This window comes from Geminocystis sp. NIES-3708 (assembly GCF_001548095.1).
Taxonomy (GTDB): domain Bacteria; phylum Cyanobacteriota; class Cyanobacteriia; order Cyanobacteriales; family Cyanobacteriaceae; genus Geminocystis.
Genome location: NZ_AP014815.1, coordinates 1,312,364 through 1,338,563, shown reverse-complemented (window position 1 = coordinate 1,338,563; position 26,200 = coordinate 1,312,364). Strand labels below are relative to the sequence as shown.

Genomic DNA, 26,200 nt, shown 5'->3' with positions numbered 1-26,200 from the left:
TCAAACTGTAGCAAAACTGAAATAAAAATTATCGACCAAAAACTTTGGAAAGTCAAAGTCTTTGACAAAACCTTAAAATTTAATACCAGTTTGATAAAGTTAAGAGAGGAAAAAAGCGGATAGTTACCCTCATCTCTCATACTTTTTCATCACACTCTAATTAGTTTTTCTATTTTAGTGACTAATTCTTTAAGGCGAACGGGTTTACTAATATAATCGTTAGCTCCTATATCAAGATAAAGTTGTCGATTATGGAGTGACTCTTTTAGAGGTATATGGCGATCATGAAGTGGTAGTGTACGATCGCCTTCCATGGTTAATGCCGTGAGAACAATAATAGGAATATTGTTAAAAGATTTTTGTTGTCGAATGCTTTTGATTGCTTCTAATCCATTGATTTCAGGCATTTGAATATCCATCAAAATTAAATCAGGATGATGTGTTTTCGTTATAAGGATGGCTTCTTTGCCATTATGAGCCACAATTAAACGATAACCTTTAGCGGACAAATAACTAGAAATGGTGAGGATATTGGCTTCATTATCTTCTGCTAATAAAATTAAAGGGGAATTTGTCGCCGAAGGTATGTGAATATCCTTGTCATGAAAATGAGTTTTGATAATGGAAGTTGGAAAAAAAGAAAGACTTGAAACAGAATAGGGTAAGTCAATATAAAAACAACTGCCTTCACCAATTTGGCTAGTCACTCCAACTTTTCCTTGGTGAAGTTCTATAATTTGTTTAACTAATGCCAATCCTAAACCTGTTCCGACATATTGACGATTAAGAGTACTATCTATTTGAATAAAAGGTTTAAATAATAGTGGGATATTTTCAGAACTAATACCAATTCCTGTATCAGTTATAGTTATGCGTAAATATGTTTGATCTTCTTTGTCTGAGTTATTAATTAAAGATATTTCTAGGGTAATTTTTCCTCTTTCAGAGGTAAATTTAACCGCATTATTAAGCAAATTGATTAAGACTTGACGAATACGTTTTTGATCTAGTAATAAATTAGGTAAAGACTTAGGGATTATAGAAATGAGTTGAATTTGCTTTTTAAAGGCTTGTTGTTGTACGAAAGTGATGGCAGATTGGCATAAAGACTCAAGGGAAGTAGAATTAAGTTCTAACTTCATTTGACCTGATTCTATTTTTGCTACATCGAGAATATCATTGATTAACTCAAGAAGATGATTGCCGCTATTTTCAATGGTTTTAAGACTTTTTTCTTGTCTATCATTAATTTCTCCAAAAATTTGTTCTAAGAGAATTTCTGCGTTACCTAAAATAGCATTAAGAGGAGTTCGCAATTCATGACTCATATTCGCTAAAAATTCATCTTTAAGACGAGTAGCACGGATTAATTCTTTATTACTTCTATATAATTGTTCTTCTGCACATCTTCTTTGTCGATCGATTCTATAACCTTTAATAAGGTTTGTACAAGTGATTATAAATGGCTGTAAATACTCAATTAGAGAGTGATCATATCCTTCTTGACGATTAGCAATACCTAAAATTCCAATTAATTGAGAGTTACTGAAAAAAGGAATTCCTAAAAAAGCATTAAGAAAAGAATGTTTTTCGGCAAAATCTTCATCAAGATTATTGGTTTGAGGATTATTACTGATAATTGGTTTCCCCGTGATGATGATGGTGTTGAATAGGGTATTTATGTTAGTCAATTCCATACCTTTTCTATGGTTTGATTCATAAAATTTCTGGTTTTTTTGATCCCATGAAATATTTGTGATATTTTGGCTTTGAATAGAAGGAATACTTCTTGTTTGTAGGATAGTTTCTTCGATTACGAAGCTATCATCTTGTTGAGATAAAACTTCTGCTATAAAACCATATTCGCTATCAGTGAACTCTAGGATACTAGAAAGTAAACTTTCAAAAATGGTAGAGCGACTTTCGGCAGTAATAAATTGAGATTGTGCGTTAGTTATACCACTAAGAAGATTATTCTTTTGTTGTAATTCCAATATTAATCTTTGTTTTTCTTCTTCTATTTGCTTTTTAATGGTGATGTCTAAAAACATTCCCACTAAACCAATTATGTTACCATCCAAATCCTTTAATGGTGCTTTATAGGTTTCTATCAATCGTTGTTCGCCATTAGGTAAAGTTAAGGTTTCTTCAATGGCTAATTTAGCTGTACCAGTGGTTATAATTTCTTGATCGCATAATACAATTTCATCATCAATATAATTATTCACCTCTATATTTTGATTATGAAAATCAGCTTTTCTTTTTCCAATTATCTCGGAAGTAGATTGTAAGTCCATAATTTCTGCGAGTTTTTGATTACATCCCAAAAATATCGATTCTTGGTTTTTCCAAAATACTGGCAAGGGAATCGTATCAAGAACAGTTTTAATAAATTGTCGAGAAGACTCTAATTCTTTTGTACGCTCTTGAATTTTTGCTTCTAAAATAGCGTTAATTTCTTGTAAGTTTTCATCTTTTCTAAGGCGTAATAATTCAGCACTGGCACGGGGTGCAAATATTTCTAAAATATTTTTAATCTGGTTAGCCATATCTGTACTTATAGGATTTTCATCTAAAATACAAAGATGCCCTAAACTATTTCCATTCATATCCAGTAAACTAATACCAACATAACTTTGAGCTGATATTTCTTTTAAAAACAAGTCGTAGGGAAAATACTGTTGAAGATTTTGGCAACAAAAATAATATTGATTTTCTGATACTTTTTCGCAAGGAGTATTTTCAAGTTTGTAATTTATATTAGGTTGTAATTTTCCTTTTGCCCAAAATGCCAATGTTTTAGCATAAGCAGAATCATCTCTCAAATCACACACGACAATATGAGATTTATTGATAGCTTCACCAATTTTTGTGACTAGGGCAGTAAAAAATTCTTGTCCATTAATACTATTTGAAGTTCCTTCCATAATCAGCTTAATAATGTTTTCTGCTGACTTCTGTGAAGTTACATCTTGCATCGTTCCAAAAGATCGTAATGGATTTCCTTCCGAATCATAAATAGTTCTACATTTTTCTCTAACATATTTGATTCTGCCATCTTTCATGAGAAGACGATGAACAAAATCATAATCATCACCATAAGCGATATGATTGGCATAGTTTGTTTGCACTAAGCAAAGATCATCGGGGTGAACTATATCACAAAATTTTTCAAAGGAAGGCTCACATTCTTGAGGACTAAGTTCAAGAATATTATATGATTCTTCAGACCAATAAGTACTTTTATCTTGAACATTATGTTCCCAACTGCCTATATGTGCTATTTTTTGAGCTTCTCCATATAACTTTTCACTTTCTGCTAATTTTTTGTACATTATACTTTGATTAATAGCAATTTCTAATTGTTTACCTATTTCTTGCAAAAGTACGATGTCTGTTTCTTCCCATTTAGAGCAATCACAACATTTATGTGCAATTAATAACCCCCACAAATCATCTTTGATTCTTAGGGGTACAACTAGATTACCTTTTACTTTATACTCTTTCAATAATTGTAAATGACATTTAGTATAATTTGTTTCATAAATATTATTAACAATAATAGGAATATTTTTTTGATAAAGAATGCTTGTCTTTTCTATAAAACAACTATCTTCAATGCGATTACCCAAACTTGAAGGAAAATTGTTAGTCACAGATTCGGCGATGATAATACCACTATAGTCTGGTTCAAATTGAAATACTAAAACTCGATCGCAATTAATAAAGTCTCTTATTTGTGTCACACAAGTGGACAAAATTTTTTCTAAAATAAAGGACTCACGAATCTGATTGGAGATATTAGAAACTAAGTTTTGTAGCTCAATTTTTTTTTCTAAATCAAAGATTTTTTGTCTCAATTCTGTCTCAATATTCATGTTCAGGTAAAAATAGGATGAAAGTTAAGTAAATATACTGAATTAGAAATCTCTATCTTTAAAAAAGTAGATTTATTTTAAAAAATTAGTTATCAATAAGATTATATAAGATTGCTTAATTATGCAGTAAATTTTCAGAAGATAATTTTTAAATAGTAAATAAATTAATTATTATTTTGATAAACTAAGTTAAATTAATGACACAAAAAATTTCTATTTTAGTAATAGATGATGATCCTAATAACTTTGATATTATTGAAGGTTTACTCTATGATTATAGGTATGATTTGCACTATAGTTCTAGCGGTAAAAATGCTTTATGTCAATTAGAAATAATTAAACCAGACTTGATTATTTTAGATGTGATGATGCCTGATTTAGATGGTATTGAAATTTGTAAAATTATTAAAGCAAATTCTCTATGGCAGTCGATTCCTATCATTATGGTTACGGCATTAAATGAGAAAAAAGATTTAGCTAAATGTTTAGAAGCTGGTGCTGATGATTTTATCAGTAAACCAGTTAATCGTGCGGAATTATCAGCCCGTGTTCACTCCATGTTAAGGATAAAAAAACAATATGATTCTTTACAAGAATTGTTAAATTTAAGAGAAGAAATGACCAGCATCATTGTTCATGATTTACGTAATCCTTTAACCAATATTATTCTTTGTGCAGGAATTTTAAAAATACCTCAAATATCTCCAGAAATTTATTTAGAAAAAGTTGACGAAATTGTTAGTTCAGGGGAAATTTTAAATAATCAAATTGATAATTTACTACAAATGGGTAAATTACAATATGGTCAACTTATTTTATCATTGAAAGAAAAAAATATTAATCAACTTTTAAAATCAGAAATTAATACTTTTAAAAATGCTGCAAATTTTTGTAATATTCAATTAATTTTGAACCTACCTTCTCAAGAAAAAACGGTCATTATAGATTCTCAAATAATCGGTAGAATTATTAATAACTTATTAGCCAATGCTATTAAATTTTCTCCTAATGATAGTAAAATAATTTGTGAACTTAATTACTTAGAAAATAACATTATTCAGATAAAAATCATTGATTTTGGCAATAATATTTCTGAGGATAAAAAACAATTAATTTTTGAAAAATATCAAATTGCTTCAGAGATGGAAGAAGTACAACAACTTGGTTTAGGTTTAGCATTTTGTAAAATGGCGATCGAAGCACATAATGGCACAATTAGAGTAGAAAATAATGCAGAAAAAGGTAATATTTTTATTGTAGAATTTTCTGACTATTCACAAAAATTAGAACAAAATTAATCTTATTAGATAAAATCATACAAATGAAAAAAGTTACTTTACTAGATCGATTACATTATGCCTTTGATAATTTTATGGCAAAGGGAACTATTTCTCTTATTGGCGGTTTAGCAATCATTTCAGGTTTATTTATTTTAATTACTGCAATTATTATTACCATCACAGGATTAACTTCTCCTGATTCCTCTCCCTATAGTTTTCCCGAAGCCGTCTGGGGTGTTTTAATGCGCACTCTTGATACGGGCACGGTAGGAGGTGATACGGGGTGGTTATTTCGTTTATTTATGTTATTTGTCACCTTTGGCGGTATTTTTATCATCAGTACTTTAATTGGTTTATTAAGTAGTGGTATTGAAAGTAAATTACAAGATTTAAGAAAAGGAAGATCACAGGTAATAGAAAATGATCATATCGTAATTCTTGGTTGGTCTTTTCAAATTTTTACCCTCCTATCAGAATTAATTCTTGCCAATGTTAATAATCCTAAATGTTCAATTGTAATTCTGAGCGAGGAAGATAAAGTTGAAATGGAAGAAAATATACAAAAATCTTTGAATTTTAAATATCATACTCCCATTATTTGCCGTCATGGAAAATCTAGTGATTTTAATGATTTAGCTTTAGTTAATATTCAAAATTCTCGCTCAATAATTATTCTTAATTCACCGTCAGAGTATGGTGATATTAATTTGATTAAAACTTTGTTAGCAATTATGAATATTCAAAGAGATGATCGAAAATCTTATCATATTGTTGCAGAGGTTCAGGAAGAAAAAAGTTTAGATATTATTAAGTTAATTACTGGAAATCAAGGATCAAGTTTATTAACTAATGATATTATTTCCCGTATCATTGTCCAAACCAGTCTTCAGTCTGGCTTATCTTTAATCTATATGGATTTATTTGATTTTAGCGGCAATGAAATTTATCTATATTCACAACAAGATTTAGTTGATAAAAATTATGGTGAAATAGTTCTAGCCCATGAAAATGCTTCAGTAATTGGAATTAGAAATAAAGAAGGAAAAATAGAACTAAATCCTCCCCAAGAAAGATTATTTCAAGCCAACGAACAATTAATTATTATCGCTGAAGATGATGATACTGCTTGTTTAAGAGAAGTAGAATTAAATATTGATTCTAAACTGATTACCACCGCTATTCCGATACCACCAAAATCAGAAAATACCTTAATATTGGGTTGGAATGTTCGAGTACCTTCAATGATTAAATTATTAGATGATTATGTCGGTGCTGATTCTTTAGTTACTGTTGTTGCTAATCTTCCAGAATCAGAAACTGGTTTAGCAGAAAATACATTGAATTTAATCCATCAAAAAGTTAAATATCATCAAGGTGAACCAACAGAATATAATGTTCTTCAACAGTTAAATTTATCTAGTTATGACCAAATTTTACTAACTTCTTCAGATCAAGTTGAACCAGAATTAGCCGATGCTCAAACTTTAGTCACTTTATTACAATTACGTCATTTAACAAAAGATTATCAACGAGGAAATCAAACTATTGTAACAGAAATGTTAGATGCTAGAAACCAAGATTTAGCCTCTATTGCAAAGCCTGATGATTTTGTGATCAGTGAACGTATTATTAGCTTAATCATGGCACAAATTGCAGAAAACAAAACTAATCAGGAAATTTTTGAAGAATTATTAAGCCCTGAAGGATCAGAAATTTATCTTAAACCAATTACTAATTATGTCATAATCGATCAACCATTAAGTTTTTATACTGTAGTCGCTTCAGCCAATAAACAAAATGAATCAGTAATTGGTTATCGCATCAAAGCATACGCCAACAATAAAGCAAAAAACTATGGCATCGTCCTCAATCCTCCAAAATCTAATATTATTGGTTTTAATGATCAAGATCAAATTATTGTGATTTCTCAATCTTGATTTTTTGATCATTAAACTGATAGCTGACTACCAATAAGTTTAGACCTATCTATTCCATTTTCCCCAACACAATAATATACTTAAGTTCAATGTAAGAATCCTTAATTATTCGGTGATTAAAGAAATGAGAGCAAAAAATAAAAGTGAAGAATTAGTATAGTAAATATTTTGAAAAAATTAATGGTGTATAAGCAATGAAAGGAAAGGGGTTTAAACCCCCCGATAACAATCATTAACAAGAGCTTAGGAAAAATAAAATCCATAATTAATTATACTCACCTAGTTATTTCCTTTCTTCACCGATAATTTTATATCGAAGTTAGGTAATATAAACTGCATTGACTAAATCCGCAGTTTTATGTAATTCAAATCCTAATTTAAGGCAAAGATTCTGCATTCCTTGATTATCAGGCAAAATATCAGCAATAACAGTTTTTATTCCTTCTTTTTTGGCTATTTTAATCAAATCTTGTCCTAATAGTGTTCCTAATCCTTGTCTTTGATAATTATCTTTAACTAATAAACCTAACTCTGCTTGTTCTGTATTTCCATGTACTCTACTTAGCCTTGCGATCGCCAGAATTTCTTTTTCATCAGTATCTGGATGATGATAACTAGCGACTAAAGCAATTTCTTGATCATAATCGATAAAACAAATGCGAGTCAGCCTTTCATGGGAAATCAAGGATTGATAACTGATAGAGTGGAAAAACCGTAAATAAACACTTTCTTGAGATAAATTTTGACAAAAAGAGGCAACTTGTGGCTCATCTTCGGGGCGAATCGGGCGAATTTTAATTTCTTTCCCATTGGCTAATTGTGCCATGGAGATATATTGATTAGGATAAGGGCGAATAGCGGGAAGAATAATGTCTTTTCTCTCAGTGTCAGGGGGATATAATAACACCCGTGCATCTAAAGCAATTAAGTTATTTTCCGAAACTAATAAAGGATTAATGTCAATTTCTTTGATTAACGGTTGTTCGATGACTAATTGACTAAATAATACTAAAATCTGCTCTAATTGTTCTAAATTAACAGATTTTCTACCTCTAACTCCTTTTAAAGCCTGATAGATTTTTGTTTGTTCCATCATACGCTTGGCTAAGGTACTATTTAAAGGTGGTAATCCTAAAGCCTGATCCTGATATACTTCTACTAATTGTCCACCAGTTCCAAATAATAACACAGGACCAAATTGAGGATCAACGGTGCTACCTAAAATTAATTCATAACCTTCAAGGTTAATCATCGGTTGAATTGTTACCCCTAAAAAGTCACTGTCATTAACTCTTTTTTGAATGGCAAGAAAGGCTTGTTTTATATCCTCTTGGCTAGTTAAATTTAATTTCACACCTCCCACATCAGTTTTATGGGTAATAGTTTCAGAATGGAGTTTCATCACCACAGGATAACCAATTTTTTCCGCCGATTCGATGGCTTTTTCTACGGTTTGAGCGATAATAGTCATTACCGTAGGAATACTATAAGCTTGCAATAACTGCTTCGATTCATATTCCGTCAATAAAGTGCGATTCGTTTCGTGGGCATGGGCGATAATATTCATAGCTAAATCTTCATCAATGAGATTATCCGCCTTAGAAAAACTAGGAATTTCATATAATCCCTTCAAGTTATAGCTATAACGCCCCATGAGATTAAATAACCTCGCCGCATCATCAGGATAAGGTTGAGTATAAATATTGGCACGATTGAGGATTTCAACACCAGTAGCGACACCACTTCCCCCCATCCAACTTGCTAATACAGGTTTATGATTAATTTTGCCCGTGATTTTTGTTAACTCTTCTGCAGTTTTAGTAGGATCAGTCATGTCTTGAGGAGTTAAAATAACTAATAATCCATCACTATTTTCGTCTTTTGCGGCAATTTCTAAAGCCTGTGCATAACGCCTTGGGGTGGCATCTCCCAAAATATCAATGGGATTGCTGTGACTCCAATGGGTAGGCAAAATTTTATTTAATTCTTCTATAGTCGTCTCACTCAAGAGCGATAATTCTCCTTTTCCCCAAGTTAGCGCATCGGTGGCTAAAACTCCAGGTCCTCCTGCATTGGTTAAAATCGTTAAGCGTCTTCCTTTCGGGCGAGGTTGCTTGGCTAATAAATCTGCCATGTTAAACACTTCTTTGATGGTATCTACCTGTAAAACACCACAACGGCGGAAGGCAGCCGCCAAGACTTTATCACTGCTACTCAATGCACCTGTGTGAGATGCAGCAGCTTTAGCGGCTTCCTCTGTGCGCCCACCTTTAATGACGATAATCGGCTTTGATAAAGCAACTTCCCTTGCGGCAGAAATAAAGGATCTAGCGTCACCGATGGATTCCATATAGATGACAATACTTTTTGTTAATGGATCATCACCAAAATAATAGATTAAATCTCCCCAATTGACATCTAACATTGAACCTATGGAGATAAAACCACTAAAACCAAGATTTTCTCTCAAACTCCAATCGAGAATAGAAGTACAAAAAGCACCACTTTGACTAATAAAAGCCACATTACCACTTTTTGCGCTGGTACTAGCAAAACTGGCATTTAAACCCGTAGGAGGACAGATCAATCCTAAGCAATTTGGACCTATAATGCGTAAATTACCTTTTTTGGCTTCTTTTAATATTTGTTGCTCTAGTGCAATCCCTTCTGCTCCAATTTCTTTAAATCCTGCGGAGATAATGATTGCACCCTTAACCCCAGCTTCGACACATTCCCTAATCAAATTCGGCACTGTCACCGCCGGTGTGGCAATTACAGCTAAATCAACGGTTTCAGGTAACTCTTTAATCGTACTATAAGCTCTAATACCGAGAACATTTTTACGTTTTGGATTAATAGGAAAAACCGTGCCACCAAAAGGATGACTAATCAAATTCCATAATAAAGTGCGTCCAACACTACCTTCTTTTTCTGATGCACCAATCAGGGCAACGGATTTCGGTGCAAACATAAAATCGAGAGGATTATAGTTATATCGCATAATGTCATGAACTTTATCTGTCGCCATAATAAATTCTTCCGCATTTAAAATAGTAGGGTAGGCATTGCCCACCATAACTACTATATTCTATGAAAAATATTTGTAACAAAACATTCATAATTTAAAGAAAGATCTTAGTTCTTTAAGATTAAACTAATTTCCTTATTAAGGGTACAAAACAAACAGGAAGCATTCTGTTTTCAACAATGCCGTGGGGAGTTTTGGTAAGGAGAATAAGAGATTGAGACCAATTTCCTACAGGAATGATCATCTTACCATTAATAGCCAATTGATCAATCAAGGGTTGAGGGATGTGATCAGGAGCTGCCGTTACTAAAATAGCATCATAGGGAGCGTGTTCCGACCAACCTTGATAGCCATCTCCAGCTTTAATCTGAATATTGTTATAGCCTAGTTGTTGAAGCAGATTACTGGCTTTTCGAGCAAGTTCGGGGAAAAACTCAATTGTATAGACTTCCTTCGCCAATAACCCCAGTATAGCAGCTTGGTAGCCTGAACCAGTACCAATTTCCAGCACTTTTGCTTTTGGGGAAATGGTTGCTAGTTCTGTCATATATGCAACGATATAAGGTTGGGAGATAGTTTGATTATTCGCAATTGGCAAAGGACAATCCTCGTAGGCAAAGGGAGCGACATCAGATTCAAGAAAAAGGTGACGAGGTACAGTGAGCATTGCTTTGAGGACTCTAGAATCTATTATGCCTCGTGGCTCAAGTTGTTTTTTGACCATGTACTGACGCTGAAACTGAAAACGAGCCTCACTTGGGTCTGAATTTTTTCCCAAAGTAGTTGCCCCAATTCCATTGAGTGGAAGGGATAAGATAACGAAAATCATGATCGCCTCCTTGGCAAACTTACCAGTCAGTATTAATGGGGGGCAAAATTGCTTTTAACTACAAGTATAAAATTAATTCTATCTAGGCAAAGAACTTAAACTTACTGCTATTAAGGACTCAACGAAAACAACTCTTCAAAAAAGAAGAAACTGCCCTTACTTTAATTATATCTCTCAAATAATAAAACAAGCACCAGTTTCTCCATATAAGTAAGCTAAAATGCATTTAACTTACATCTAATTTAATGACAAATAAATAACTCTTTCTCCTTGTCCACCTGTCTCCTTGTCTTCTTGTCTTGCTTTCACCAGTTTTCTTCTGTCGAACCTAGGTGTTCTCATGGATTTGGGAAAAATAAAATTTATTACCAATTTAGCTTATCTACTTACCATTAATTTTTCATCGGTATTTAATGTTATTTTTTAGGGAGTAAAAATCTCCAACTATCAGGCTCAAATGCTTTTCCTTTAAGCATTCTATTCCAATATAACCAAGGTAAAATATATTTTTTAACAAACCACATACTCGCTCTTTCTTTGGTAGGATCTAAAGGGAAGCTAGGTAACGGTTTTTTATCATAATCAAATTCTGCCATAATCGTTTTACCATAGCCTGTAATCAGAGGACAACAAGCATAACCGTTATACTTATTTTGGATTGTTTTTTTATTCATTAATGCCAAAATATTTGCCACGACTACAGGTGCTTCTTTACGAATAGCTGCGGCAGTTTTAGAAGTAGGTAAACTGGATGAATCTCCTAAACCAAAAACGTTTTTATACTTATTATGCTGACAAGTATATTGATCAACATCAACCCAACCTTGTTCATTAGAGATCGCACTTTGTTTAATAAAATCATAGGTAGTCATGGGTGGAGAAACATGAAGTAGATCGTATTCAATTGTAATATTATTTCCGTTTTCCGTTGCAAATACAGCTTCTTTGGTGTCTCCTTTAATTTCAACCAAATTGTGATTATATTTAACGTCAATTTTTTTGCGATCAACGATTTCTTCTAAAGGTTTACAATAGGTGGGAACACCAAACATTTTTCCTGTGGCATTGCCATAGATAATCTTCGTTTTTTCCCTAATCCCTTGGCGGGTAAAGGCTTCTTCCGCTAAATACATAATCTTTTGAGGTGCACCCGGACATTTGATTGCACCCGCAGGGAACGTAAATAAGGCTGTACCACCTTTAAAATTCTGAATAGTTTCCCATGTATAAGGGGCAGTTTCTTTAGTATAGTTGGTTGTAACGCCATCTTTACCTAAATATTCTCTTAAACCTTTGATTTTATCCCAATCAATAGTAATTCCTGGACAAACAACGAGATATTGATAATCATAAATTTTACCTGCTTTGGTTGTTACTTGATTATGATCAGGATCAATATTTTCTGCATAATCTTTAATCCATGTTACGCCATGAGGAATTAAATTTTGTTCATGTTTTACTGTGTCTTCTAATAAATATTCTCCCCCCCCAACTAATGTCCATGCAGGTTGATAATAATGATTTTCAGAAGGTTCAATAATAGCCATTGTTAGGTTAGAATTTTGCTGTTTCAATTGAGCCGCAACAGTAATTCCCGCCGCACCACCACCAATAATTAATATTTGAAAAGATTGATTATTACCCATATTCACACTTGAATTAAACTTAATTGTTCTGATAATTTACTCTCAGTTTAATTTAATTATTATTAATACTATTACTTTTTTAATATTTCTTTAATTTAGAGCAATTTGTCTTATATATAAAAACTATAATTTTTCAATATTTTTCTTACTTATATTTTTAAACACTGGCATCACAAATAATTTTGTTCAAGAATACTTATTCTCTTCAAATCGGAGCGGCGGGATTTGAACCCACGACCCCCACTACCCCAAAGTGGTGCGCTACCAAGCTGCGCTACGCCCCGTTAGTCAACAGTTATCGATTATAACAATAATTAGTGTAATTGTCAAGTTAAAAAAGTTTTAAAGATTGAGTGGCTTGAATCAGATCTTGCGTTACATTTTCTGACCAAGTACCTTCACAACCTCGATGATGATGGAGGATAATACGCAGAGAATAATTATGAGGGTATCCTTCTGCACCTAACCACATTAAATCACTTTCTGCCTCACAGATGATTATTTCTTCCTCCATGAGGTGTTTAGTCATATCTGCCATACCTTGATGAATTTGTAAAAGAAGACGACAAAAATCTTGCATTTCTGCCGTGGTTAATTCCATTGCCCAATCTTCAGCTCCAATTAAGCCTTGATAAGTGCTTATTTTTTCTTGCCATCCGATACGCCAACCTTTACCTTTTTTGATCAAGATATTTTTCCTCCATCAACCCTAAATTTAGGCTTCTACACCTGCAACTTCTTCTGTTGCGGCTTCAGCTTCAATCACTGGGGCATCCTCAAGACTTACTTCTTCTGTTTCCACAACGGCAGTTGTTGTTTCTACTGGGGTGGCGACAGGTGTTGATTGTAATTCAGGAATATCTTTTTCCTCAAATTCAAACCCTTTATCTAATTTAATGGTGAGATAGCGAATTACTGTTTCACTTAAGCGCATATCTCTTTCAATCAAGGCTACTTGAGAACCATCTCCAGTATAATGAGTCAAAATATAAATTCCGTCTAAGAATTTCTGAATTGGATATGCTAAACGACGCTTACCCCAAACATCCACGGATACTTTTTCTGCTCCATTTTGTTTGAGTAAATCACGATATTTATGTAATTGTTTGTTTACTTGCTCATGGGTTAAATCTGGGCGCAAAATAAACATCATTTCGTAAGTATTAGACATTTGTGCTTTTCTCCTTTTGGACTAAAATGGCTTCCCACAACCTGAGAAGCAAGGTTTTTCATGCTTTATGGTATCTTTCCAAACAAATTGATTGACACTTTTAGGCAATAGTTCCTATATATTTATAACAGAAAAGGAAATTATTGCAAAATTTTTTACAATTAACCTCAAATTCAAAATTTGTTATTATGGCACAACGTTATGTGAGGGTAAAAACTACCACTGGTCACATTTACTATGGTAAATTACAACTTAATCGCACGGTTGAAGTGTTGGATGCTCCTCCGTGGTTGAATGGAAAAGTGACAGATCAAGTTTTATCAGAGTCTGACTATCATTTATTAGCTCCTTGTGCGCCCTCTAAGATTGTAGCAGTAGGAAAAAACTATGCAGATCATGCGGCGGAAATGGGTTCAGAAGTACCAAAAGAACCTTTAATTTTTCTCAAACCTTCTTCGGCGGTGATTGCTCATTTACAAAATATTGTCTATCCTCAACAATCTCAGCGAGTAGATTTTGAAGGAGAATTAGCTCTGGTTATTGGCGATCGCACTAAAAATTGTACGGTGGAAGAAGCAAAAAGTAAAATTTGGGGCTACACGATTGCTAATGATGTAACCGCAAGAGATTTGCAGAAAAAAGATGGACAATGGACTAGGGCGAAGGGATTTGACACATTTTGCCCTTTAGGTCCTTGGATAGTACGAGAATTAACTTCAGGAGCGAGATTAACGACAATTGTCAATGAGGAACAACCACCAAAACAATCTACATTATTATCAAATATGGTATTTTCTCCTGAAAAATTGGTAGCCTATATTTCTCAGATTATGACTCTGTTGCCAGGAGATGTAATTTTAACTGGCACTCCTGAAGGTATTGCACCTTTAACGGTGGGGGATACCGTCAGTATTGAAATTGAGAGTATTGGCACTTTAACCAATCAAATTGAAGCCAATCATGGAATATAGAAATTATTAATTGTTAAGATTACCATGGTACTTGACCTGAAGCAGCTTCGGAAATCAAAGGTATTTCGGGGTATTTTCCTGATGCAGATTGTATCATTCCGTAGCCACAAGCCGCTAGAGTACCAATAAAAATAGTGTTAAAGATTGTTTCAGTAATTAGTGTTCCTGCTAATGCTCCTAGTAATACATTAAAAATTAGACTAACTAAAATTAATAAAATTTCCATTAGAATGGCTTGCATAGTGTTAAAACGAATAAAATGACTAATATTCTGATTTCTGACGACGGCACTAAATAAAATAAAAAAGATAATTAAACCACCAAAAGGAATTTGATTAATAATTGCCAAGGGAATTAAGGGGATTTTGATGATGTTTAAGATGGGAAACTGTTGAAACAAAAAAACGCCGAAATTCAAGGCAGTGTAAAGAGGAAAAAAATAAACAAGGGCTGCGAATAATTTATCTTTCCAATCTGTCGTGTTACGCCAATTCATAGAATTAAATTTATTTAGTTAAACAACTTTACTTATTCGATATTAGCAAGACGAAACCCCATCTGACATTGATATAACTTTGTTTGTTTAAATTCACTGGTGTTTAAACAATATCCACAACCCAGTTTTCCTTGATGCCATCGAGGATTACCATTTTGATTTGCCCATACACAATTTTGACAAATACTTTGAGTTGATAATATTTGTTCTTTTTGGAGAATTACTAGCATGATCTCCTCCTTTAAATATCTAATAATGTTTTTTGTCCTATTATCCATTCTAATGTTTATTGAGCATTTTATGGTTATTTTTAATACAATTTATTAAAATCTTTTAATTTCTTTATTTCTATCCATAATTATTTTTTTTACTATATTTCCTATGTTTATACTCGCACCTGATGAGCCTCTCACGGTACTCAAATTATATTTGATATCTTCTATTTTTTTCTGATTTTCTAATAAATCTAAAACTAAATTTCCTACTTCTTCTACTGTTAAATAACCAATTAATTCTGGTACTATTTCTCGTTTAGCCCAAATATTAGGCCACGCATATAATTTTTTATTCTTAACAGTATATTGAACTATAATCCAGTTAATTAATTTGGCACAAATATTGCCTATTATAGGTAAATTAGCAAATAATCCTAATAAGCCATCCCATGATTTCATGGCTTCTAATTGATAAGTAGGTAATAAAACAATCATCGGTATTGCTAATGCACCTAATTGAGCTGTATTTGCACCTACTGTCGTTAAACAAAGATCACAATTTATTAATTCTTTATAACAAGGAAATTCTTGAATTAATTTAATATTTATTCCTCCTGATGTTTGTAAATAAAGTTGATTTTCTAATATTATTAATTCTCCAGTTACTCCTCCTAAATTATTAATTAAAGAGTTATTTTTTCTATTTCCATAACTAGCTAAATAATCAGGAGAAATTGTAGGGGCAACAGGTATTATAAATTCAACATTAGATTTTTTTTTGAGAATATATTCTGCGATCGCCATTAAAAAAGGTACACCCTGAGTTAATTTACTAGATTTTGATCCCGGTAATAAACCAATTGTTAAAGTAGTTTTATGATCATTATTTTTTTCTTGATTTAAAATGCTAACATCTGTCATTAAATCTCCCACAATAGTGCATTTATTTTTAAATTGAGTGGGTATTTTATCGATAACAGATTGATTCATGACAGCAAAATAATCAATGTAACGATACCAACGGGCTTCCCATTCAGCATAAATTAAACTTTGATAACCTAATCTTTTGGCAATAACTAAAGTAAAAAATTGATCTCCTCCTAAAAAAATGACTAATCCTTGAGAATACCAATCCCAATTATCTTTAGTTTTACCTAATAGTAAAAAAGCAGAAAAATCTTTCGCTGATTGAATACGATTAATTTCCTGCCATTGACTAGCAATTTTAACTTCATTACCTGTAGCGTGAGGACAAGGTGATAAAATTAAAGAAATCCGAACTTGCTCCTGTCGTATATTTAAGTTTGTCCGAATTTGCTTAATTACAGGTAAAACCCATGTAGTGATTTCTCCTGGACCATTAGATAATATTATGATGTCAAAATTATTCATTTTTGTTAAATTTATTAATCTAATTTTATATTTATTATCCTCAAAAAATATTAATAACTATATAACTAAAAAAAATATTATCTATTTTTATTACTTCAAAAATTGGTTTTTTCTATTAAATTTTAAACCTAAATTAATCTTAAATCATTAATGAAGAATAAAGAATAAAGTCGTAAATTTTACTATAGCTGAAAAATTGATAGCTAATACCCTTAAAAATATCACAACTTCTTTTCTTGGATTACTATAATCAGGGCATTTTTTTTTATCAACTTTTTATATAAAATTTTAGATCAATATCTAATTACATTTCTTAAATCACGTTATTATAGTTAAAGTTAAAAAATTAGGCTTATTTTAAGTTATGTTGGCTGAAGAATTATTAGAACTAACTCTCAAAAAAGGTATTTCTGATGTAGAAGTATATCAAGTTCAATCCCATTCTCGTCCAATTTCTTTTGAAGCTAATCGTTTAAAACAAATTGAAAGCTCACAGGCTACTGGTTTTGCACTTCGATTATGGCACAATGGTTGCCCCGGATTAGCTGTAGCTTATGGTGATTTTAATCCTGATGATTTGATTAATAAAGCCTTAGCAATTTCTGAACTTAATGATTTTGAACAGCCATTATTAAACGACAATAATAGATTAATATATCCTAATTCCATTACTGAACCTAATATTCATCAGTTAATTGCTCAAGGAAAAGATGCGATCGCAATTATTACAGACAAATATCCTGAAATAATCACTAATTTGGATATAGAATGGGAAACCGAAACAACGACACTTGTCAATTCCCATGGTTTATACTGCTTACAAACAGATAATAGTTATAGTGCTTCTTTAGGAATTGAATTAGTAAGAGAAGAAGACTTTTTAGGTATTTATGACGGTGAATATAGCCATGACAAAATTGATTTAAAGAGGATGATTAATTCCGTTTTAAAAAGAGTACAATGGGCTGACAAAAATACATCAATAAAAAACGGTAAAATACCCGTATTATTTACCGCTAATGGAGCAATAACTTTATGGGAAACTATTAGTGAGGCATTAAATGGTAAAAGAATTCTCGATAAATCTTCTCCTTGGAGTGAATCTCTAGGAAAAAAAGTTATTTCCTCTTCTTTAACCTTAAATCAACAACCAAATTTACAACCCTATAATTGTCCTTTTGATGATGAAGGTACAATAACTCAAAATCTCAATTTAATCAATGAAGGAGTTTTAAATAGTTTTTTCAGTGATAAAAAGACTGCCCAAGAATTAGGCATAATGAATACAGGAAATGGTTTTCGCCCCAGTTTAAGTAGTTATCCCACTCCTGATTTAGTTAATTTAGTGATTGAAAAAGGTAGCTTATCCCTAGAAGAAATAATTAAAAACATTGAAGATGGTATTATTATCGATCAAATTTTAGGAGAAGGTGCAGATATTTCTGGAGATTTTTCTTTCAATATTGATTTAGGTTATCGCATCAGAAAAGGAGAAATTATCGGTAGAATCAAAGACACAATGTTAGCTGGAAATGTTTATCAAGCCTTAAATAAAGTTGAATGTGTTGGAAATGATCTCACTTGGAGCGGTTCTTGTTATACTCCTTCTATCTTGATTAATGAGCTTTCTTTAGTTTCAGGTTAAATAATCGAGCATAATTTCATTAGTATTTTGGTAAGGGCAAAAGTCAGAAAATAAAAGAAATAGTTACTCATCAAAGTTTTTACTATAGTAATACAGTTGAAAAAATACTTTACTTAGGTATTCAATTAAAAATGTTTAGTTTTTGGATAAAAAATGTTAAAAATAAATAAATTTAACTAGCATTGACGATGAAATATTTTTTTCTTGCTGAGGGATGGACTTATAATCGTATATGGGAAAGAGGAGGTATTTGGGATGAAAATTCTTGGCGCCGAAAGCCTCATATTCAATCTTTACCTCTCGGTATGATTGAAAATAATCAAGTATTATGGCTTAATGAGGTAGAAGATAATATTATTATGGTGGAAGTTATCCCCGTAAATGAGAATGCTAAACTTTCCAATAATATCGGTCAGGTAGTTTTAAAAAGATTAATAGATTCAGATCAAGTAATTAAAACACTTACTAATGCACAACAGATTTTTAAGTCGTGATAGAAAAACAAAAATTTGATCAAAATTAGCCATAAAATAAAGATATTAGAAAATAATTTCTGATTCTTCATTGTTTATTTTGAATTGATAAACTTGTTCGATTACCTTTACCCACCCTTGGGCTAAAGATGTTAAAATAAGCTCACCTTTTTCTTTTGACGCAACAGTCGCATCACCCATAACACCAGTTTTACTAACTTCTCTAGTTAACCACGCAAAAGGTAAATCACCCTCCATCGATAATAAACTATTAGGAGCTAAATTGCGTGGATATTCTTTAACCGCTAAATCCATTTTTACTTGATTAGGCAACAAAGCTAACATTAAACTGGTTTCTGCATCTCCAGCGTGAATACCTAACTCTTTCTCTTGTGGGGTTAATAAATCATTTGTAATATTTGGTACTTTCCAAGTAAAAAGAGGAAAAATTGCTAAATCGGGAAATTTTTGGTGTAAATCCCGTGCGACAATTTCCATTATTTGAGGTTGCCCACCATGGGAATTCATAAGAATTAATTTACGAAAACCAGCTTTATATATACTTGTTGCCGTTTCTTCAATCAAAGTATATAAAGTAGTTGCAGATAAGCTGATTGTACCAGCAAAGCCTTCATGTTCATTAGATTTTCCATAATAAATAGTTGGTAAACCATAGGCAGAAATTTCCGACTTCAACAAACTGAAGGCTTTTCCTAATACTCCTTGACTAATCGCTGAATCTACAATTAAGGGTAAATGATAACCATGTTGTTCAACTGCTCCAATAGGTTGGATAATCACGGTATTCTCTTTCTGTGTCATCATTTTAATTTCTTGCCATGTTAAATAAGCAAAAAATCTTTCTGGGGGAATAAAGCCATGAATCATAATTATTTACTAGAATATAAAAGAAAAAAAATCTAATGATAACGTAAGTATTTTTATTTACATATTCTAAATGATTGACTGTTTTAATAAAAGGGGCACAAATTAGTGGCATTATCACATCAACTCATTGGCGATGGTAGTCAACTACAAAAACAAACAAGTAAAGTTGCACAAGATGTTTTAAGAATGGGTGCATTAGTGGAGGAATCCTTTCGATATTGTCATAAAGCTTTATTTGAGGGCGAATTAGAAGCAGTATCAATTATTAAAGCTCAAGAGCGAGAAATTGATCGCTATTATCGAGAAATAGAAATGCACTGTGCTAGTATTTTAACCTTACAAGCACCCGTAGCTCAAGATTTGAGAATATTAAGTGCTTTTATGCAACTTGTGCGAGATTTAGAAAGAATAGGAGATTATGCTGAAGATTTAGCAGAAATAGCACTGAAATTAGCAATTTATACTCCTCATTCTTGTATGCCAGAATTAGCCATCATGTCGAAACAAGCACAAGTAATGTTAGCAAAGACAATGGTAGCATTAAGTGAATTAGATAGTGAGGCGGGAGAAAAAATTAAGCTGTTAGATGATACAGTAGATTATGCTTATGAAAGTCTTTATAAAACTTTAGCTTATCAAAAGGATATAAAAGGAGTTGTTGAACCGATTATCTTACTTGCTTTAGCAATTCGTCATTTAGAAAGAATGGCAGATCATGCGACTAATATAGCTCAAAGAGTATCATATATTGTCACAGGACAACGCAACTAAATAATTAATAATGAGTCATAAAGATTTATTTGATAATCCTTATGTTGTGGAAAAAGTAACTAGCAATTCCGAAAAAGTTTATACTTCTTTGAAAAATTATTCTCAATTAAAACTGAATTATTTTTTATTTTAATTATTCGTCCAAAAAATCAGATAACTATATAATTGTTACTTGTTTAAGTAGATAGACAATCATAAAACACTAATTCTTGTCAGTATATATACTGATTATTTTTGCAATTTTATCAAATCTTTAAGTAAAAAATGGTAAATAAATATACTGCTATGGGTAAAATGAGAGCAGGATTTAAAGATTAAATTATTAAGTTTATGTACGAACAAACATCACAAAAATTAGAACTATTACCAATTGTTTTTCATGCTTTATCAGATCCTATTAGATTGAACATATTAGATATATTAAATAATCAAGAAATGTGTGTTGGGAATATTTGTGATTTACTGAGTATTAAACAATCAAAAGTATCTTTTCACCTCAAAATTTTAAAAGAATCTGGCTTTGTTGAAACTAGACAACAAGGACGTTGTATTTATTACCGATTAAATCAAAGTCAATTCAATATACTCAGAGAATATGTAGATAAATGCCAAAAACCATCTTTGATAAATAATTATCATCTTCAATATGTTAGTGCCTAAAATTTGATGAACTATCTGAGGAAATTGTCATATCATCAAAAAAACTATTTTTAAAATTAATACACAATGAAACATAAACTAGCTTTTCTCGGTTTAGGGGTTATGGGTAAAGCCATGTATGTTAATTTGCATAAAAGTGGTCAATCTATTAAAGCATGGAACCGAACTAAAAATAGTCCTCATGTTCAATCATTACCCTCTGAATTTCAGCTCAATGTCGTAGATAGCATCTCGGAAGCAGTAAAAGATGCTAATATAATTTTTACGTGTTTAGGAGATGTTGCAGATGTAGAAGACGTATTTTTTAACTCTGAAGGAGTGATGAAATTTGCTCAGTCCAATAGTATTATCGTTGATTTTAGCACTATTGGCTCACAATCAGCTCAAAAAATATCTCACAAATTACAACAAAAAAATATTCGTTTTTTAGATGCACCTGTTTCTGGCGGTGATATTGGTGCCAGACAAGGCACTTTAACTATTATGGTGGGAGGAAGTTTAACCGATTTTCAAGAATGTGAGCCTTATTTTAATATTCTAGGAAAAAATATTACTTATTGTGGTTCAGCAGGTAGTGGTCAAGCAGTCAAATTATGTAATCAAGTTTTAGCTTCTTTACACATGATTGGGGTTTGTGAAGCCTTAAAATTAGCAGAAAAACAAGGTATTGATCCTCATTTAGTAGTTGATGTTTGTAGTACAGGAGCGGCTAGTTCATGGGCATTAAGTAATTTAGCCCCAAAAATTATCGATTCTGACTATAATCCCGGTTTTATGATTAAACATATTTTAAAAGATTTGCGATTAGTAAAAGAAACCTTAGGAGAAAATAGTGATTTACCCGGTGTGGAATTAGCTCAAAAATTATTTGAGATAGCCGCACAATTAAATCAAGGTGAAGGTTATAATCTTGGTACTCAAGCCATGATGAAAAGTTATATTAATCAGTAATTAAGAATATTATTATTAACTATTTACTTAGCTTCCATCCAATTATTTCCAGTATGAATATCTACAATTAAAGGAATTCTTAAAGGAATAATATTTTCCATAATTTCTTTAATTTTAATAGTTAATTCTTCTATTTCTTCTAAAGGCAATTCAAACACTAATTCATCATGAACTTGTAATAATAATCTAGCTTGATAATTACTTAACATTTTATCTAAATTGATCATCGCTAATTTAATAATATCTGCACTTGAGCCTTGAATAGGCGCATTTGCCGCCGCTCTTAATTGTTGTGCTGTATAATTATTAAGTTTTAAATTTGATAAATCTATGGTATTAATATCTTTTCCTTTTAGATTATCTAATGCTCGATCATTAAAGTGAAAATATCTTCTTCTACCTAAAATTGTCGTGACATAACCATTCGCTAAGGCTTCTTTTTTCATGGTTTCTAAATAGTTAAAAACTTGATTGTATTTTTCTCGGTAAATACTAATAAATTTCTGAGCTTCAGCAACACTAACATTACTTTCTCTAGCAAATTTTTGAGCTCCCATACCATAAATAACACCAAAATTAATAGTTTTTCCTAAATTTCTTTCTTCCTTAGTAATGCTTTCTTTTTCTAATAATAATTGAGCTGTGACAGTATGAATATCTAAATTATTTTGATACGCTGATATTAATATAGGCTCATTACTTAAATGGGCTAAAATTCTTAACTCTATTTGTGAATAATCTGCACTTAAAAATTGCCAGTTTTTTTTAGGAATAAAACCTTTTCTAATTTGTCGAGAAAAAGCTGTGCGAATGGGTATATTTTGTAAATTAGGATTAGAGGAAGAAAGTCGTCCTGTTGCCGTTACAGTTTGATTATAATTAGTATGAACTCTGTTAGTTTTAGGATTAATTAATGTGGGTAAAGAATCGACATAAGTTGACTTTAATTTTGCTAAAATTCGATGTTGTAAAATATACTCAATGATGGGATGATCACCTTTCAATTTTTCTAAGATAGCTTGATTGGTAGAATAGCCTGTTTTTGTTTTCGTTGACTTACGTTTATCTAATCCTAATTCATCAAATAATAATTCACTTAATTGTTTTGGTGAGGCTAAATTAAATGAGCCAACTTCTTCGTAAGTTTTTGCTTCAATTTTAAGTAATTCTTGGTTAATTTCCTGAGATAATTCCTGTAAATATTCTTGATCAATTGTTACTCCTTCTTGTTCCATTTTTGCTAAAATTGGTTCTAACTTTAGCTCTAATTGAAATACAGATTGTAAATCAGCAAATTTAGATAATTCTTTAGTTAAAATCTCTGTTAATTTGAAAGTAGCTAAAGCATCTAATCCACAATAATCACCAGTTTTTTCAATACTTAAATCAGCAATAGTCTCGTTTTTACCTAAGTTTAAACTATCATAATCTTGAGCAATTACATCTAAAGAATATTGTTGGCATAAACTGCTTAATTTGTGGCTAGATTCAGGCTGTAAAACATAACTGGCTAACATAGTATCAAAGACAACTCCTTGAAGATTTATGCCATGATTAAGCAATATAAGGCGATCGAATTTAGCATTTTGCAGTGTTTTAGGATATTGAGAATCTTCTAAAAAACGTTGTAATTTTGCTTTAATTTCTTCTAAGATTAACTGTTTTCCTTGACTATGATTAATGGGAATATAAGCTACATTATCAAAAGAATTTCCCCAACAGCAACCAATACCAATTAAATTAGATTGCTGAGTATTTAAACCATCAGTTTCCGTATCCCAAGCAGTTAATTGTGCTTGTTTAAGAGTAATAATTAATTTTTCTAATTTATCAAGATCATCAACGATAATAGTATTAGTTTCATAGCTAACTTCTGCTGTCGAAATAGTACTAAATAAAGATAATTGATCTTCTTTTTTATCTTCAGTGATAGTTAATAGCTTTCCTCCTAATTTTTCTTGAATATTATTAATTTGTTTTATAAAACTATTCAATTCTAATTCTTGTAAAAGAGGAATAATTGTTTGATTATCAAAACCTGTTAATCTAAAATCTACCAAAGATAAATTAAGGTCAATATTCGTTACTATTTGGGCTAAATATTGAGAATGTAAAGCGTCTTTTTCCCCATTAATTAACTTAGTTTTAACTGCCCCTTTGATATTTTCTAAGTTATTATAAATGTTAGTTAAATTATCGTATTCAGCTAATAAATTACTAGCAATTTTTTCACCAATTCCCAACACTCCGGGGATACTATCAGATTTATCACCACATAAGGCTTTATAATCGACAATTTGACGAGGGGTTACTTTCATTTTTGCAAACACTGCTTCCTCGTCATAAATTTCATATTTACCTAAACTTCTCTCTAAATATAAAACGCTAATTTGTTTCTCATCATTGACAAGTTGAAATAAATCTCTATCTCCACTTAAAATCTTAATTTGACAATCTTCATCCATTGCTTGAGTTGCTAATGTACCAATAACGTCATCAGCTTCAAATCCTGCTGCGGTAACAATTTTAATATTTAAACTGATAAGTAACTGCTGTAAATTCTTAATATCTTCAGTAAAATCAGCAGGAGTTTCTTGGCGATCGGCTTTATAATTAACATCAGCAGTGTGGCGAAAAGTTGCTTCTCTCAAGTCAAAAGCAATGGCGATAAACTGAGGTTGATAATCACTGATAATTTGGAATAAAGAGTTAAGAAAACCGAAACAAACTCCCGTAGGAATACCAGTAGAAGTACGAAGAGGACCTTTTTTGGCTTTTGCTAAGGCATAATAGGCACGATAGGCTAAAGAATGCCCATCAACAATTAAAAATAAAGGATTAGTCATATTTTAATTTCTCATTCCCCATTAATCCAGTGGTAGGATCAAAAATGTATAATTTATCTAAGTCTAATTGTATCTTTAGATGATCGCCTTTTTTTCCAGCCCATTGAATAGGTAATTGTAAATTAATACTTATATTTGAGTCTAAAATAGTTGCAGTAATGAGAATTTCTTTGCCTAGGGGCTCAATAACTTCTACTTTTACTAATATTGAATTGTCAGATTTTTCTTGATTATCCTTAATTAAGGTGATACATTCTGGGCGAATCCCTAAATCCCAACCCTGCCCATTATTTAAAGGAAATTTATCTGAAAAAGAAGTGTCTAAAGAGATAGATTGTTGTTCATTGATCCAAAATGCACCATCATGATAGGTAACGGGAATAATATTCATGGCTGGTGTACCTAAAAAAGTGGCTACCATCTTATTAGCTGGATGATTATAGATTTCTGCTGGTGTGCCTATTTGTTGTATCTTTCCTTGATCTAAAACTACAATGCGATCACCTAAAGTCATGGCTTCTACTTGATCATGAGTTACATAAATAGTGGTAATGCCAACTTTATCATGTAGTTTTTTTAGTTCTGTGCGTGTTTGATCTCGTAATTGTGCATCTAAATTAGATAATGGCTCATCTAATAAGAATACTTTAGGTTGCCTAATAATCGCTCTACCCAATGCTACTCGTTGTTGCTGTCCACCTGACAACTGTTTTGGTTTACGAGTTAATAAGTGATTAATATCGAGAATTTGGGAAACAAACTCAACCTTTTCGGTGATGAATGCTTTTTTTTCTCCCCGCATTTTCAAACCAAAACTAAGATTTTCCGCTACCGTGAGATGAGGATATAAAGCATAATTTTGGAAAACCATTGCTACATCTCTTTCCCTTGCAGGAATAGCATTCATTAAAAGATCATCAAAAAATAAATTACCTTCAGTGATAGATTCAAGTCCAGCAATGGATCTTAGTATAGTCGATTTGCCACACCCTGAAGGTCCAACCAATACCCAAAATTCACCGTCAGGCACTTGAAAACTAATATCAGAAACAACTTTAACCTTATTAAAAGAACGAGATATATTTTCGAGGGTAACAGTTGCCATACAAGTAAAGATAATTAA

The 26,200-nt window shown here is 31.8% G+C and carries 21 protein-coding genes and 1 tRNA gene; 9 read left to right on the top strand and 13 right to left on the bottom strand.

From position 1 onward, the window contains the following. Positions 1 to 149 precede the first annotated feature (149 nt). Positions 150 to 3,878 (bottom strand): GAF domain-containing protein, encoded by a 3,729-nt coding sequence (locus tag GM3708_RS05795; protein ID WP_066344818.1) that lies wholly within the window; start codon positions 3,876 to 3,878, stop codon positions 150 to 152. A 197-nt stretch (positions 3,879 to 4,075) separates the two neighbouring features. On the opposite strand from GM3708_RS05795, the gene GM3708_RS05790 reads away from it, so the two are divergent. Both GM3708_RS05790 and GM3708_RS05785 read left to right on the top strand, forming a co-directional pair. Beyond that, positions 4,076 to 5,176 carry a response regulator gene (locus tag GM3708_RS05790; RefSeq protein ID WP_066344817.1) on the top strand — a complete coding sequence of 367 codons (1,101 nt, stop codon included), beginning with the start codon at positions 4,076 to 4,078 and terminating at the stop codon, positions 5,174 to 5,176. Positions 5,177 to 5,199: 23 nt separating this feature from the next. After that, the gene (locus GM3708_RS05785; protein WP_066344816.1) at positions 5,200 to 7,095 is read left to right on the top strand and encodes a CASTOR/POLLUX-related putative ion channel; all 1,896 of its coding nucleotides are present in this window, start codon (positions 5,200 to 5,202) and stop codon (positions 7,093 to 7,095) included. A gap of 319 nt (positions 7,096 to 7,414) precedes the next feature. Here GM3708_RS05785 and GM3708_RS05780 read toward each other — a convergent pair whose 3' ends face one another. The 6 genes from GM3708_RS05780 to rpsF all read right to left on the bottom strand — a co-directional run bounded on the left by GM3708_RS05780 (position 7,415) and on the right by rpsF (position 13,769). Continuing rightward, positions 7,415 to 10,123, bottom strand: coding sequence for a bifunctional acetate--CoA ligase family protein/GNAT family N-acetyltransferase (locus tag GM3708_RS05780; protein ID WP_066349343.1), 2,709 nt, complete (start codon positions 10,121 to 10,123; stop codon positions 7,415 to 7,417). 121 nt (positions 10,124 to 10,244) lie between these two features. Beyond that, positions 10,245 to 10,847, bottom strand: coding sequence for a protein-L-isoaspartate(D-aspartate) O-methyltransferase (locus GM3708_RS05775; RefSeq protein WP_066349342.1), 603 nt, complete (start codon positions 10,845 to 10,847; stop codon positions 10,245 to 10,247). Positions 10,848 to 11,368: 521 nt separating this feature from the next. After that, positions 11,369 to 12,598, bottom strand: coding sequence for an FAD/NAD(P)-binding oxidoreductase (locus tag GM3708_RS05770; protein WP_066344814.1), 1,230 nt, complete (start codon positions 12,596 to 12,598; stop codon positions 11,369 to 11,371). A gap of 210 nt (positions 12,599 to 12,808) precedes the next feature. Further along, positions 12,809 to 12,882 (bottom strand) — tRNA-Pro (locus GM3708_RS05765). 47 nt (positions 12,883 to 12,929) lie between these two features. Beyond that, the gene (locus GM3708_RS05760; RefSeq protein ID WP_066344813.1) at positions 12,930 to 13,286 is read right to left on the bottom strand and encodes a DUF1818 family protein; all 357 of its coding nucleotides are present in this window, start codon (positions 13,284 to 13,286) and stop codon (positions 12,930 to 12,932) included. A 27-nt stretch (positions 13,287 to 13,313) separates the two neighbouring features. Then, positions 13,314 to 13,769, bottom strand: coding sequence for a 30S ribosomal protein S6 (rpsF, locus tag GM3708_RS05755; RefSeq protein ID WP_066344812.1), 456 nt, complete (start codon positions 13,767 to 13,769; stop codon positions 13,314 to 13,316). Between the two features lie 188 nt (positions 13,770 to 13,957). On the opposite strand from rpsF, the gene GM3708_RS05750 reads away from it, so the two are divergent. Next, complete coding sequence (locus GM3708_RS05750) at positions 13,958 to 14,740, top strand: fumarylacetoacetate hydrolase family protein (RefSeq protein WP_066349341.1); 783 nt, start codon at positions 13,958 to 13,960, stop codon at positions 14,738 to 14,740. Between the two features lie 19 nt (positions 14,741 to 14,759). On the opposite strand, the gene GM3708_RS05745 is transcribed toward GM3708_RS05750, so the two are convergent. The 3 genes from GM3708_RS05745 to GM3708_RS05735 form a co-directional block, all read right to left on the bottom strand. Then, entirely contained in the window at positions 14,760 to 15,236 is a 477-nt protein-coding gene (locus GM3708_RS05745; RefSeq protein WP_066344811.1) for a Tic20 family protein, read from the bottom strand. A gap of 32 nt (positions 15,237 to 15,268) precedes the next feature. Continuing rightward, positions 15,269 to 15,466: a hypothetical protein gene (locus GM3708_RS05740; protein WP_066344810.1), complete on the bottom strand. Its 198-nt coding sequence runs from the start codon at positions 15,464 to 15,466 to the stop codon at positions 15,269 to 15,271. A 93-nt stretch (positions 15,467 to 15,559) separates the two neighbouring features. Then, positions 15,560 to 16,843, bottom strand: a complete 1,284-nt coding sequence (locus GM3708_RS05735) for a hypothetical protein (protein ID WP_066344808.1) — start codon at positions 16,841 to 16,843, stop codon at positions 15,560 to 15,562. A gap of 364 nt (positions 16,844 to 17,207) precedes the next feature. On the opposite strand from GM3708_RS05735, the gene GM3708_RS05730 reads away from it, so the two are divergent. Further along, on the top strand, positions 17,208 to 18,488 hold the full coding sequence (locus GM3708_RS05730; protein ID WP_066344807.1) for a TldD/PmbA family protein: 1,281 nt from the start codon (positions 17,208 to 17,210) through the stop codon (positions 18,486 to 18,488). 188 nt (positions 18,489 to 18,676) lie between these two features. After that, a complete protein-coding gene (locus GM3708_RS05725; protein ID WP_066344806.1) occupies positions 18,677 to 18,982 on the top strand; it encodes a hypothetical protein in 306 nt (101 codons plus the stop codon). A gap of 45 nt (positions 18,983 to 19,027) precedes the next feature. Here GM3708_RS05725 and GM3708_RS05720 read toward each other — a convergent pair whose 3' ends face one another. Next, positions 19,028 to 19,849: a creatininase family protein gene (locus GM3708_RS05720; protein ID WP_066344805.1), complete on the bottom strand. Its 822-nt coding sequence runs from the start codon at positions 19,847 to 19,849 to the stop codon at positions 19,028 to 19,030. A 105-nt stretch (positions 19,850 to 19,954) separates the two neighbouring features. Between GM3708_RS05720 and phoU the strand changes: the two genes are divergently transcribed. From phoU to GM3708_RS05705, 4 genes are all read left to right on the top strand, one after another. Then, positions 19,955 to 20,620, top strand: a complete 666-nt coding sequence (phoU, locus tag GM3708_RS05715) for a phosphate signaling complex protein PhoU (protein WP_066344804.1) — start codon at positions 19,955 to 19,957, stop codon at positions 20,618 to 20,620. 10 nt (positions 20,621 to 20,630) lie between these two features. After that, positions 20,631 to 20,753 (top strand): hypothetical protein, encoded by a 123-nt coding sequence (locus tag GM3708_RS19600; RefSeq protein WP_255358424.1) that lies wholly within the window; start codon positions 20,631 to 20,633, stop codon positions 20,751 to 20,753. 197 nt (positions 20,754 to 20,950) lie between these two features. Next, positions 20,951 to 21,280 (top strand): helix-turn-helix transcriptional regulator, encoded by a 330-nt coding sequence (locus GM3708_RS05710; protein WP_066344803.1) that lies wholly within the window; start codon positions 20,951 to 20,953, stop codon positions 21,278 to 21,280. 66 nt (positions 21,281 to 21,346) lie between these two features. Then, positions 21,347 to 22,231, top strand: a complete 885-nt coding sequence (locus GM3708_RS05705) for an NAD(P)-dependent oxidoreductase (RefSeq protein WP_066344801.1) — start codon at positions 21,347 to 21,349, stop codon at positions 22,229 to 22,231. 23 nt (positions 22,232 to 22,254) lie between these two features. Here GM3708_RS05705 and polA read toward each other — a convergent pair whose 3' ends face one another. Continuing rightward, a complete protein-coding gene (gene polA, locus GM3708_RS05700; RefSeq protein WP_066344800.1) occupies positions 22,255 to 25,077 on the bottom strand; it encodes a DNA polymerase I in 2,823 nt (940 codons plus the stop codon). Next, on the bottom strand, positions 25,070 to 26,182 hold the full coding sequence (locus GM3708_RS05695) for an ABC transporter ATP-binding protein (RefSeq protein ID WP_066344799.1): 1,113 nt from the start codon (positions 26,180 to 26,182) through the stop codon (positions 25,070 to 25,072). The genes polA and GM3708_RS05695 overlap by 8 nt, the downstream gene beginning before the upstream one ends. Between the last annotated feature and the right edge of the window lie 18 nt (positions 26,183 to 26,200).

Coding starts and splice junctions, on each gene's coding strand:
- GM3708_RS05795 (WP_066344818.1), bottom strand. CDS start 3,878: ATGAATATTGAGACAGAATTGAGACAAAAAATCTTTGATTTAGAAAAA.
- GM3708_RS05790 (WP_066344817.1), top strand. CDS start 4,076: ATGACACAAAAAATTTCTATTTTAGTAATAGATGATGATCCTAATAAC.
- GM3708_RS05730 (WP_066344807.1), top strand. CDS start 17,208: ATGTTGGCTGAAGAATTATTAGAACTAACTCTCAAAAAAGGTATTTCT.
- rpsF (WP_066344812.1), bottom strand. CDS start 13,769: ATGTCTAATACTTACGAAATGATGTTTATTTTGCGCCCAGATTTAACC.
- GM3708_RS05770 (WP_066344814.1), bottom strand. CDS start 12,598: ATGGGTAATAATCAATCTTTTCAAATATTAATTATTGGTGGTGGTGCG.
- GM3708_RS05740 (WP_066344810.1), bottom strand. CDS start 15,466: ATGCTAGTAATTCTCCAAAAAGAACAAATATTATCAACTCAAAGTATT.
- GM3708_RS05705 (WP_066344801.1), top strand. CDS start 21,347: ATGAAACATAAACTAGCTTTTCTCGGTTTAGGGGTTATGGGTAAAGCC.
- polA (WP_066344800.1), bottom strand. CDS start 25,077: ATGACTAATCCTTTATTTTTAATTGTTGATGGGCATTCTTTAGCCTAT.
- GM3708_RS05775 (WP_066349342.1), bottom strand. CDS start 10,847: ATGGTCAAAAAACAACTTGAGCCACGAGGCATAATAGATTCTAGAGTC.
- GM3708_RS05750 (WP_066349341.1), top strand. CDS start 13,958: ATGGCACAACGTTATGTGAGGGTAAAAACTACCACTGGTCACATTTAC.
- GM3708_RS19600 (WP_255358424.1), top strand. CDS start 20,631: ATGAGTCATAAAGATTTATTTGATAATCCTTATGTTGTGGAAAAAGTA.
- GM3708_RS05695 (WP_066344799.1), bottom strand. CDS start 26,182: ATGGCAACTGTTACCCTCGAAAATATATCTCGTTCTTTTAATAAGGTT.
- GM3708_RS05725 (WP_066344806.1), top strand. CDS start 18,677: ATGAAATATTTTTTTCTTGCTGAGGGATGGACTTATAATCGTATATGG.
- GM3708_RS05735 (WP_066344808.1), bottom strand. CDS start 16,843: ATGAATAATTTTGACATCATAATATTATCTAATGGTCCAGGAGAAATC.
- GM3708_RS05785 (WP_066344816.1), top strand. CDS start 5,200: ATGAAAAAAGTTACTTTACTAGATCGATTACATTATGCCTTTGATAAT.
- GM3708_RS05720 (WP_066344805.1), bottom strand. CDS start 19,849: ATGATTCATGGCTTTATTCCCCCAGAAAGATTTTTTGCTTATTTAACA.
- GM3708_RS05745 (WP_066344811.1), bottom strand. CDS start 15,236: ATGAATTGGCGTAACACGACAGATTGGAAAGATAAATTATTCGCAGCC.
- GM3708_RS05710 (WP_066344803.1), top strand. CDS start 20,951: ATGTACGAACAAACATCACAAAAATTAGAACTATTACCAATTGTTTTT.
- GM3708_RS05780 (WP_066349343.1), bottom strand. CDS start 10,123: ATGGCGACAGATAAAGTTCATGACATTATGCGATATAACTATAATCCT.